This is a genomic window from Curtobacterium flaccumfaciens (assembly GCF_051548005.1).
In the GTDB taxonomy this organism is placed as follows: Bacteria; Actinomycetota; Actinomycetes; order Actinomycetales; family Microbacteriaceae; genus Curtobacterium.
On the sequence record NZ_JBPUGH010000118.1, the window covers coordinates 1 to 10,732 of the forward strand.

At 73.4% G+C, this 10,732-nt stretch carries 10 protein-coding genes and 1 pseudogene; 4 read left to right on the forward strand and 7 right to left on the reverse strand.

All coding sequences use genetic code 11. From position 1 onward, the window contains the following. The 3 genes and pseudogenes from ACSW7Y_RS13045 to ACSW7Y_RS13055 form a co-directional block, all read right to left on the reverse strand. Positions 1-203 (reverse strand): annotated as a pseudogene (locus ACSW7Y_RS13045) (hypothetical protein); the annotation flags it as partial. 17 nt (positions 204-220) lie between these two features. Continuing rightward, positions 221-1,471: a DNA polymerase IV gene (dinB, locus tag ACSW7Y_RS13050; RefSeq protein ID WP_438126702.1), complete on the reverse strand. Its 1,251-nt coding sequence runs from the start codon at positions 1,469-1,471 to the stop codon at positions 221-223. A gap of 67 nt (positions 1,472-1,538) precedes the next feature. Then, positions 1,539-2,684, reverse strand: coding sequence for an acyl-CoA dehydrogenase family protein (locus ACSW7Y_RS13055; RefSeq protein ID WP_438126703.1), 1,146 nt, complete (start codon positions 2,682-2,684; stop codon positions 1,539-1,541). 23 nt (positions 2,685-2,707) lie between these two features. Between ACSW7Y_RS13055 and ACSW7Y_RS13060 the strand changes: the two genes are divergently transcribed. Continuing rightward, positions 2,708-3,517 (forward strand): SGNH/GDSL hydrolase family protein, encoded by an 810-nt coding sequence (locus ACSW7Y_RS13060; RefSeq protein ID WP_438126704.1) that lies wholly within the window; start codon positions 2,708-2,710, stop codon positions 3,515-3,517. A 15-nt stretch (positions 3,518-3,532) separates the two neighbouring features. Here the strand turns inward: ACSW7Y_RS13060 and ACSW7Y_RS13065 are convergent, their stop codons facing one another. The 3 genes from ACSW7Y_RS13065 to ACSW7Y_RS13075 form a co-directional block, all read right to left on the reverse strand. Continuing rightward, positions 3,533-4,876, reverse strand: a complete 1,344-nt coding sequence (locus ACSW7Y_RS13065; RefSeq protein ID WP_438126705.1) for a serine hydrolase domain-containing protein — start codon at positions 4,874-4,876, stop codon at positions 3,533-3,535. Positions 4,877-4,897: 21 nt separating this feature from the next. Then, complete coding sequence (locus ACSW7Y_RS13070) at positions 4,898-6,130, reverse strand: D-alanyl-D-alanine carboxypeptidase family protein (protein WP_438126706.1); 1,233 nt, start codon at positions 6,128-6,130, stop codon at positions 4,898-4,900. Positions 6,131-6,290: 160 nt separating this feature from the next. Next, on the reverse strand, positions 6,291-7,106 hold the full coding sequence (locus tag ACSW7Y_RS13075) for a TrmH family RNA methyltransferase (protein ID WP_438126707.1): 816 nt from the start codon (positions 7,104-7,106) through the stop codon (positions 6,291-6,293). Positions 7,107-7,168: 62 nt separating this feature from the next. Here ACSW7Y_RS13075 and ACSW7Y_RS13080 point away from each other — a divergent pair, with 62 nt between their 5' ends. The 3 genes from ACSW7Y_RS13080 to ACSW7Y_RS13090 all read left to right on the forward strand — a co-directional run bounded on the left by ACSW7Y_RS13080 (position 7,169) and on the right by ACSW7Y_RS13090 (position 9,641). Further along, positions 7,169-8,071, forward strand: a complete 903-nt coding sequence (locus ACSW7Y_RS13080; RefSeq protein ID WP_438126708.1) for a Sir2 family NAD-dependent protein deacetylase — start codon at positions 7,169-7,171, stop codon at positions 8,069-8,071. Continuing rightward, on the forward strand, positions 8,068-8,706 hold the full coding sequence (locus ACSW7Y_RS13085; protein WP_438126709.1) for a histidine phosphatase family protein: 639 nt from the start codon (positions 8,068-8,070) through the stop codon (positions 8,704-8,706). The genes ACSW7Y_RS13080 and ACSW7Y_RS13085 overlap by 4 nt, the downstream gene beginning before the upstream one ends. Positions 8,707-8,882: 176 nt before the next feature. Continuing rightward, entirely contained in the window at positions 8,883-9,641 is a 759-nt protein-coding gene (locus ACSW7Y_RS13090) for a hypothetical protein (protein ID WP_438126710.1), read from the forward strand. A gap of 63 nt (positions 9,642-9,704) precedes the next feature. On the opposite strand, the gene ACSW7Y_RS13095 is transcribed toward ACSW7Y_RS13090, so the two are convergent. Continuing rightward, positions 9,705-10,732, reverse strand: a 1,028-nt coding sequence (locus ACSW7Y_RS13095; RefSeq protein ID WP_438126711.1) for a glycosyltransferase, incomplete at its 5' end; no start/stop codon positions are given.

A 10,732-nucleotide genomic window follows, 5' to 3' on the forward strand; every position in this document is an offset into this window, starting at 1 on the left:
GCCGCGGCTTCGTCGTGCGGGCGGGCCGCGGCTTCGTCGTGCGGGCGGGCCGCGGCTTCGTCGTGCGGGCGGGCCGCGGCTTCGTCGTGCGGGCGGGCCGCGGCTTCGTCGTCTCCGCTCGGGACATGTCCGTCCGGCGTCGACGAGGCATCGCCCCACAGCGTGGCGGGCTGCTGGTGGTCGTCGTACTCCGCTGCGCTCACTTCACGCGATCTTACCGTCACGCAGGGTCCTGCCGAGCGTGCGAGGAGCGCTGCTCGGGCGCGTTCCGCACGAGCGACGCCGGTCGGAGCACGCCCGCGCCGAAGCGTGCGGCGACCGCGTCGACGGTCGTCTCGGTGTCGCGCCACGGCGCGTCGTCGTCCCACAGCGCGTTGCTCGCGGCCGCCGGGACGAGGTTCTCGCCGCGGACCCCGATGAGCCGGATCCGGTTGCCCGGACGGTGCAGGACGTCGTACAGCTCGACGGCTTCGCGGTGGATCCGCTTGGCGACGTCGGTGGGCTCGGCCAGCGTGCGCGAGCGGGTGAGCGTGGTGAAGTCGGTGTACCGGACCTTCAGCGCGACCGTGCGCGCCTGGACGTCGGCGCGGCGGAGCCGGACGGCCACCTTGTCGGCCAGCCGCAGGAGCTCGCGGGCGACGTCGTCGCGGTCGGTGAGGTCGCGTCCGAAGGTGACCTCGTGCCCGATCGACTTCTCACCGACGCCGGTCTCGACCGTCCGGGGGTCGCGCCCCCACGAGAGGTCGTGGAGCCGCTGCCCGCCGGCCGGCCCGAGCGCCGCCACGAGCGACGGCAGGGGGGTCGTCGCGAGGTCGCCGACGGTCCGGATGCCCCGTCGCTCGAGGGTCTCCTGCGTCTTGCCGCCGACGCCCCAGAGCGCGGACACGGGCTGCGGGTGGAGGAACGCGACGGTCTCGGCGGCGGGGACGACGAGGAGGCCGTCGGGCTTGGCGCGGCTCGACGCGAGCTTCGCCACGAACTTGGTCGACGCGGCCCCGACCGAGCAGTGCAGCCCGGTCTGCTCGAACACCGCACGGCGGATGGTCGCGCCGATCTGCCACGGCGTGCCGTAGAGGCGGAGTGCCCCGGCGACGTCGAGGAAGGCCTCGTCGATGCCGAGCCGTTCGACGCGTGGGGTGAACCGGTCGAAGACGCTCATCACGGCGGCGGACTGCTCGCGGTACTTCTCGAAGTGCGGCTCGACGATGACGGCGTTCGGGCAGCGGCGCTTGGCGACGGCCATCGGCATCGCGGAGTTCACGCCGTAGCGACGAGCCTCGTACGTGGCGGCGGTCACGACGGAGCGGTCGGAGTCGTGGCCGACGATGACCGGCAGCCCGACCAGGTCGGGGCGGTCGAGCAGCTCGACGGAGGCGAAGAAGGCGTCCATGTCGACGTGCAGCACGGTGGCGGTGACGTCGTCGACCGGTACGTCGGAGACGAGCCGGTTGCGTCCGTCCTGCTTGCTCACACGGCGATGATGCCACCGGCCACCGACATCGACGTCGCACCCGGTCGCACCGACGCGGGCGGACCCCTCAGCGGAGCGGCCCGAGCAGCGCGCTTGCGATCGTCCGGGCCGCGGAGTCCCGTGACGACGGGTGGTACTGCCCGGCGCGGACGTCCCGCGCGAGTCGCGCGAGCTCGCTCCCCGCCCGGTAGGCGGAGCCGCCGGCGACGCGCATCGCCTCGTCCACGACGTGCTGCGCCGCGTCGACGGTCCGTGCCTTCGTCCCGACGAGCAACGGGAACCACCGGGACCCGTGGTCGACCAGGTCGTCGACGTCGCGGGCGAGGCCGTCCACCTGCAGCGCGACCGCGTCGACGGCCCCTTGCGCGTCGGCGAGGGCCCGGCGGACGTCCGGATCGCTCGACCGGGACGTGCCGTCGAGCGCGGTCCGCTCCCGCACCGCCGCCCCCCCCAGCTCGATCGCGCGCTCGGCGATCCCGACGTACACGGACGCCACGAGGAGCTCGAACGCGGCGAACACGCCGAAGGTCAGCGGGTCCTGGTTCGGTCCGACCGGCAACACGCGCACGATGCGCTCGGCGGGGACGTGCACGGCGTCGAGGACGGTCGTCCGGCTCTGCGTCGCCCGCATCCCGAGGGTGTCCCAGTCGTCGCGGTGCGTCACGCCGCCGTCCTCGCGGACGGTGAAGCCGTGCACGAGCACCGGTTCCGACCCGGAGGTGTCCTTCCCGAAGACGCTCAGGACGTCCCAGGCCGGCGCGAGCGAGGTGGAGACCTTCGTGCCCGTGAACCGGTAGCCGCCGTCGCCGTCCGGCTCCGCCGTCGTCGACGAGTCGAAGAGGACGGCGTCGTTGCCCGGCTCGCTCACCCCGAACGCGAGCAGGTGATCGTCCGCCGCGTGGTCGGTGACGGCCTGGAGGAACGACCCACCCCGTGCGCGCACGCTGCGGGCCGCCTGCACCCACACCTGGTGCATGCCCAGCCCGAGGGCGGTCGCCGGCGCCGCCCTCGCGAGGGTCCGTTGGACCGCGGCCGTCGCGCGGAGCCCGAGGTCGCGGCCGCCCTGCTCGGCGGGTACGCCGAGTCGCAGGTACCCGGCGGCGCGCAGCTCGTCGAGGTCCTCGGAGCAGAAGGCGTTCGCGGCGTCGTACCCCGGCGCCCGCGCGGCGATGCGCTCGAGGAGGTCGGCGGGGATCGGGTTGGCCGTGCTCATGCCACGAGACTAGGGTCCGATGCGTGTCAGAACGTCATCCCTGGTCCAGGTACGTCGCGATCGGTGACTCGTTCACCGAGGGGATCGGGGACCCGGACCCCACGGTGCCCGGCGGCAACCGGGGCTGGGCGGACCGGGTGGCCGAGGTCCTCGCGCACCAGGCGGACGCGACGGGCGCCGGCGACTTCGCCTACGCCAACCTCGCGATCCGCGGCCGGCTGCTGCAGCAGATCATCGACGAGCAGGTGGAACCGGCGCTCGACCTCCGGCCCGACCTCGTCACGGTGTCGGCCGGCGGCAACGACATCATCCGCCCCGGCACGGACCCGGACGACCTCGCCGCGAAGGTCGACGCGATGATCGCCCGCCTCCGGAGCGACGGCGCGACCGTCGTCATGTTCACCGGTCCGGACGTCGGCATGACGCCGGTGCTCGGCATGGTCCGCGGCAAGACCGCCATCTACAACGAGAACCTGCACGCGATCGCACTGAAGCACGGCGCGCTCGTCGCGGACATGTGGGCGCTCCGGGTGCTGCGGGATCCGCGGATGTGGGCACCGGACCGGCTGCACCACTCCCCCACCGGTCACGCGACGGTGGCCGCCGCCGTCCTCGACACGCTCGGCGTCGACCACGGGCTCGCGCCGTTCGCCCCGGAGCCGCTCGAGTCCCGGCCGTGGCGCGAGGCCCGCGTCGAGGACCTCGGGTGGGCGAAGGAGTACCTCGTCCCCTGGGTCGTCCGGCGCATCAAGCACACGTCCTCGGGCGACGGCGTCTCCCCGAAGCGCCCCGATCTGCAGGACGTGGTGGAGCACCGCTCCGACACGCCGTAGCCTCGGCGGTCCTCGTCAGTCGGCAGGGCGCCGGAGCGTCGTCGGCCCGTCGTGCAGCGGCTGCGTCACCCAGTCGAACGTCGCGTCGCCCGAGTCGGTCGCGACGCGGACGTGCGCCGCGTGCGGGGTCTCGACGAACCGCACGGCGACGAGCACCGCTGCGCCGTCGTCGACCAGTGCGGCGCTGCCGGCGAGCGGCCCCTCGACCACCCACTCCCCCTCGCCGACCGGGACGGACAGGTGCCCGCCCTCGACGTCGAGCTCGAGGCGCCACGCGGAACCGTCGCGCTGCAGCGGGCCGTGGGCAGCGGCGTCCGGGAGCCGCTCACCCGCGACCGGGGGCAGACCGAGCGAGGCGAGCCGTGCCTCCAGGCCGGTGTCCGCGCCCGCGTCCACCGACGCACCGTCGACCGCGGGCAGCAGGTGCTGCCAGGCCGCGTCGAGGACCGCCTGCATGTCGAGGCTCTGCCCGGTCAGCGCGAGCACGACGTCCAGCTCCGGCAGGACGACGCCGAACTGCCCGTAGGCGCCGTCGCCGCGGAAGCCGTGCCGGGCCATCCAGAACTGGAACCCGTACCCCTGGCTCCAGTCGGGGTTCTCCTCCTGCGGGTTCTCGACCTGGACGCGCGTGGCGGCGTCGACCCAGGCCTCGTCGAGGATGCGCTGGCCGTCCCACACACCACGCTGCAGGTACAGCTGCCCGAGCTTCGCGACGGCGTCGACCGGCGCGTAGCAGCCGCTGAACCCGAGCTCGTTGCCCTGGTCGTCCCGCTTCCACGCGAAGTCGGTGATGCCCAGCGGGTCGAGGAGCCGCGGACGCAACCACTCCACGAGCGAACCGCCGGACACGCGGCGGACGATCTCGGCGAGGGTGTACGTACAGGGCTGGTTGTACGCGAAGACCGAACCGGGCTCCTCGTCCGGCGGCAGCAGCAGGAAGCCCCGGACGATGTTCGTCGGGTCGATCGCCCGCGCACGCTCGAGGGTCTCCTCCCGGTGGCCGCTCGCCATCGCCAGGACGTGCCGCACCAGGATGCGTCGGCTGCGCTCGTCCGTGACCTCCGCGTCGAGCTCCGGGAAGTACGACAGCACGGTCGCGTCGAGATCGACCAGACCCTCGCGGACGGCGATGCCGACGCCGGCGGCGGTGAAGCTCTTGCTCAGCGAGTACAGCAGGTGCACGGACTCGGCGCGGTACGGGTCCCAGGTGCCCCCGGCGGCGACCTGGGCGTGCCGGAGGAGCAGGAACGAGTGCGGCTCGACGTCGGGCGTCGACTCGAGGGCGTCGAGGAACGCGGAGACCCCGCGTGCGTCGATGCCGAGGGCGGACGGGGAACTGCGCGGGAACGTCGTCGTCACGCCGTCGACGCTAGCGGAGGATCAGGTGCCGCGGAACGGGTTGGTCCAGCGCCACCAGACCCCGGGGTCGACGATCGAGCGGTCGAGCTCGAGCGGGACGGTCACCGCGTCGTGGTCCGAGATCGTGAACCGCACCCGGCCGACCCGCTCCCCACGGTCACCGACGGTCACCGGGTCGAGGTGGGTCTTCGCCGTCACCGTGGTCCTCCCCCACACGAGGACCTCGGACGCCTTCGCCGCGACCGCGTCAGCCCCGTCCTGCCACGGCGTGCTGTAGGTGCCGAAGGTCTGGCCCTCGTGCGTCAGCGTCACGACCTGGAAGTTGTCCGCCACCGACCGCAGCAGCCGCTGCACGTCGTCGTCGAGCGAGTCGTGGTCGACGCCGCCGAGCATCGCGCCGACGACCGTCACCTGGCGCCCACCCCGCTCGTAGGTCGCCGCGAACAGGAGGCAGGCTCCGGCCTCGTCCAACGTGCCGGTCTTGATGCCCTCGACGCCGTCCAGCCCGAGCAGCTTGTTCGAGTTCTCGATCTTCCCCGCGCCCGGCACCGTGACCTGCTTCGTCCCGACGATCTCCTTCACCACGGGGTTCGCGAGCGCGAGCTGCCCGAGGTCGACGAGGTCCGTCGCGGTCGAGCGGTTCCGCGGGTCGAGGCCGGTCGGCTCGTGGATCACCGTGTCGTCGAGGCCGTGCTCGTCGAGCCACGTACCCGCCGCCTTCTCGTAGGCGTCCATCGACCCGAACGCCCAGAGCGCGAGCGACCCCGCGTAGTTGTTCGCGGACTTCATCAGCATGACCTGGAACGTCTGGTACTCGGACAGCCGCAGCCCGTCCGGCATGGGCGCGACCTCGCCGTTCTTCGCCAGGTAGGTCGCGTACAGCGCCTGCATCGGCGCGGTGAAGCGGATCGTCGGGCCGCGCTCCCCCTTCACGAGGGGCTTCTCCTCGAGCACGACGAGCGCGGTCACCACCTTCGTGATGCTCGCGATCGACCGCTGCTCGCGGTCCCCGCTCGTGCGCAGGCTCTCCGGGAAGCCCGTCGCCTCGACCGCGGTGGCACCGTAGCCCGGGAACGCGAGGTCCGGCACCGTGGACCTCGGTGCCGAGTAGGTCGTCGTCGCCGCGCTCGCCGGGGCGAACGGCACGACGGCCGCGGCCACGAGGTATCCGACGGCCAGGACGAGGACCGCGACCACGCTGATCGTCACGGGCCGCCGGACGGCGGAACGGGGGCGGCGGACGACTCGTGGCACAGCCAGGGAGCCTAGCCGGGAGGCGCGGGCAAGCCCTGCGAGGACGCACCGGCTGTGGAGAACGCGAGTCGTGCCTCCAGGCCGGGTCGGTCGCCCCACGTGCGTCGGCGTGCGGGTGCGCTCAGGACGTGGAGCGGTGGGCGCGCGGCGCGCCGGTCGGTCAGCGCGCCCGCTGCGCGTGCGCGACCGCCCACAGGCCGACGGCGCTCGCCGCCGCCACGTTGAGCGAGTCGACGCCGTGCGACATCGGGATCCGCACCGTCGTGTCCGCGGCCGCGATCGCCCGCGCCGTGAGCCCCTGCCCCTCCGTCCCCATCACGAGGGCGACCCGCTCCGGGACGTCGGCGACGAACGCGTCGAGATCGACGGAACGGTCGGTGAGGGCCATCGCGGCCAGGTGGAAGCCCTGGTCGCGGAGTTCCTCCCCGGCGGCCGGCCACTCGCCGATGCGTGTCCACGGCACCTGCAGCACGGTGCCCATGCTCACCCGGACGCTGCGGCGGTACAGCGGGTCGGCGCAGCGGGGGCTGACGAGCACGGCGTCCGCGCCGAGGCCGGCGACGCTCCGGAACACGGCGCCGACGTTCGTGTGGTCGACGATGTCCTCGAGGACGACGACGAGCTTCGCGCCACGGACGACCTCGGCGACCGTCGGCAGCTCGGGACGGTGCATCGCGGCGATGGCGCCGCGGTGCATCCGGAACCCGGTGAGTTCCTCGAGCAGTGCGTCCGGACCCACGAAGACCGGACCGTCGTGCTCCGCGACGAGCGGCAGGACATCGTCGAGCCACTTCTCCTGCACGAGCACGCTCCGCGGGACGTGTCCGGCCCGGATCGCACGCTCGATCACGGTGTTGGACTCGGCGATGTAGAGCCCGCCCTCCGGCTCGGTCACCCGTCGGAGTGCCACGTCGGTGAGTCGTGCGAAGTCGTCGAGGCGGGGGTCGTCGAGCGAGTCGATGCGGACGGGCTGCACGGGGTTCCGTTCTGGGAGGGAAGGACGCGGGACGGTCGGCTGTTGAGGGTACCGTGGAGACGATGCCCCCGAGCGACGAGCACAGCACCGCGGCCGACCTCGACCGCGCCGTCCAGCTGCTCGCCGGCAAGCGCATCGCGGTCCTCTCCGGCGCCGGACTCAGTACCGACTCGGGGATCCCCGACTACCGGGGCGAGGGCCGTGTCGTGCGGAAGCCGATGACCTTCCAGGAGTTCCGGTCCGACCCGGCGAAGCGGCAGCGCTACTGGGCCGGTTCGCACCTCGGCTGGCGGACCTTCGCGGCTGCTGCGCCGAACGACGGGCACCGCGCGCTCGCCGAACTCGAACGAGCGGGGATCGTCACCGGGGTGATCACCCAGAACGTCGACGGGCTGCACCTCCGGTCCGGATCGCGGCGGGTGGTCGAGATCCACGGCTCGATGGACCGTGCCGTCTGCCTGACGTGTGGCCAGGTGTTCTCGCGCTCTGACCTCGCGGCCACGCTGGACCGGGCGAACCCGTGGATCGACGAGCCCGGGTCCGTGCAGCTCCAGCCCGACGGCGACGTCGAGATCACCGACGTCGAGCGTTTCGTCGTCCCGGACTGCTCGGTGTGCGGCGGGGTGCTCAAGCCCGACGTCGTGTTCTTCGGCGAGTTCGTCCCCGCCGAGAAGTTCCGCGAGTCCGTGTCGATCGTCGCCGACGCCGACGCGCTGCTCGTCGTCGGGTCCTCCCTCACGGTGAACTCCGGCGTGCGGCTCGTCGACCACGCGGTGCGCCGGAAGCACCCGGTGGTGATCGTGAACCGCGGCACGACCCGCAGCGACCGCCGGGCCGCCGTGAAGCTCGATGCCGGCACCACCGAGACCCTCGTCGCGCTCGCTGCGCGCCTCGGCGCGCTGGGCGCGGGCACCGGCACCGGCACCGGCACCGGCACCGCCGAGCCTGGGATGATCGTCGGGTGACGACCCACCTGTCCCTGGTCCGACACGGCGAGACCGACTGGAACCGGCAGCGCCGCATCCAGGGGTCGACCGACATCCCCCTCAACGACACCGGGCGTGCGCAGGCAGCCGGTGCCGCCGAGCTCCTCGCACGACGGACCTTCGACGCCGTGGTGGCGTCCCCGCTGTCCCGCGCCCGGGAGACCGGCTCGATCATCGCGTCCCGGCTCGGACTCGCGGACCCGGACACGTACGCGGGGCTCGCCGAGCGCTCCTACGGTGACGCCGAGGGGTTGACGGACGTCGAGATCCGCGCGCGGTGGCCACACGACGACGTGCCCGGGCGTGAGTCCCGGTCCGCCCTCCTGGCGCGGGTGACGGAGCAGCTCGGGGAGATCGCGATCCGCTACGACGGCGCATCGGTCGTCGTCGCCACGCACGGCGCCGTCATCCGGAGCGTCGTGAACGCCGCTGCACCCGGGACCACCGACCGGCACCGGACGCCGATCCGGAACGGCTCGATCCACTCGTTCCGCTGGGACCCGGAGCGGTTCCACGCCGAGCTCGTGCGGTTCGACGACCCGATCGACGACGCGTCGGAGGGCCCGGGCCGGTACGCGTTCGAGTACCAGAACCCGCTCGAGCGCCGCGTCTGACGGCCGCGGGTCGCGGGCCGGGGCGAGCGGGCAGTCCGCAGCTCAGCACGAGATTCGGCACCAGCATCACCCTCTGACCCGCTCCCTGTTGCGGGACTAGGCTCCGGGGCACTCCGGGTCGGGTGCGGCGGACCGTGCCGCACCCCGCGACCGGGAGGTCCTGAGAGGGGGACGGCATGAGCACCGAGCCACCCGGACGCACCGAGCCACCCGGACGAAGGGAGCCACCCGGACGCACCGAGCCCGAGGACGACCTCGACCGGGCGTTCGGTCCGGACACCGCCTCGGTCCAGACACGCACCAGCCCGCAGCGCGTCCGACGCGGGGCGCTCGTCGCCGGCGGTGTGGTGCTCGCCGCCGGCGTCCTGGTCGCCGTCCTCGCGACGATCGTCGGCAGCGTGCAGGACGGCGTCGGCGGCGTGTTCCCCCGGCCCGACGCCGCCGCAGCCCGCTTCGACGCCGCGGCTCGTGCCCTCGACGGTGTCCGCACCGTCGGGGACCACCGGACGACGAAGACCGGGTTCGCGAGCTACGACGTGGTGTCGGTCGTCACGGCGGAGACCGGCCTCGGCGCCGAGGAGCAGGACGACCTCGTCGCGGCGCTCAGTGCGGCTGCCGCGTCGGGCTCGGGCAACGGCGTGCGCGTCTTCGCGGTCGTGACGATCGACACCCTCCGGGTGGGGGTCTCGGCGGACGCGGGCGTGAGCGGGCGCCGGCTCGCGCTGGCCCGGCAGGTCGCGACGATCGGTGGCGTGTACGGCACGCGGTGCGGTTGGGAGTCCGGCGCCCCGACGGACGAGGCGACCGCCCAGGTCGTGACCGTCGTGACGGGCGGCCGCGGGAACGGGCTCGGAGCGGTCCTGGCCAAGGCGGAGGGGTACACGCAGGCGGTCTTCCCGGGAGCCCGGGTCACGAGCGAACCGCCGACGGGCTGAGCGGGGACGGCGACGGCGACGTTCGCGCAGTCGAGGGCTCCCGCGCCGCCCCGTTCCGTTCCGTCAGCGAGTGGGCCGCTGCCCCCGGGCCTCGCGGTCCTCCACGGCACGCTCGACCGCCTCGACGACGCGCTCCGCCGAGTCCGACCACCGGAACCGCGCGGCCTGCTCCCTCGACCGTGCGGAGGCGTCGTCCCAGCGGTCCTCCAGCCGACGCACGGCCGCGGCGACCGCAGCGGGTGACGACTGGTCGAAGTACTCGGCCGCCGTGCCCCCGATCTCGCGGAAGATCGGCACGTCACTGACCGCCACGGGCGTCCCGACGCCCATCGCCTCGACCAGCGGGATGCCGAAGCCCTCGTCGTGGGAGGCCGTCACGAGCGCGGTCGCCGAACGCAGGACGTCGAGGTAGGTCTCGTCCGAGGCGCCGTCGTGGAACACGATCGACCCGGCTGGAGCGAGTCGCTCGAGCCGTACGCGATCGGCGTCGGACACCCGCGACATGCAGTGCAGCCGCCACCCGTCGCCGAGGAGCGGCAGCGCGGCCGCGAGGGTCTCGACGTTCTTGTACGGCATGAACGACCCCATGTACACGAGGTCGCGACGGCGGGGTCCACCCGGGTCGCGAGGCTCGGAAGGGTCGGCGGCGTTGTACGCGACGGTGACCGGCCGCTTCGTCAACCGGTGCCGTCGGATGAGCCCGGCGGTGGTCTCGGACACGGTCACGACCCCGTCCGCGCCGTTCAGCAGCAACCGCTGCGGAACCCACGAGAGGTGGAACGCCCGCCACCCGAGCCGGATCGGCCAGGAGAACTCCCGCGGGGGCGTGCGGTTCCGGTAGTAGATGAGGTCGTGGAGCGTCAGCACGAGCGCGTAGTCCCGGCCGCGGGACCCCATCGTCTGCATCGGTGAGAACACCGCGTCGAGCCCGAGTCGGTTGACCCGACGCGCGACGACCGGCTCTCCGGCGTCCGTCGGCGCCGGCAACAGCTCGTGAGGCAGTCCGTCCGGCAGCGACCCGAGCTGGCGGACGTCGTTGACGAGCAGGGTGTATTCGTGCCGGTCGGGCAGGTTCGCGACGATCCCCGCCG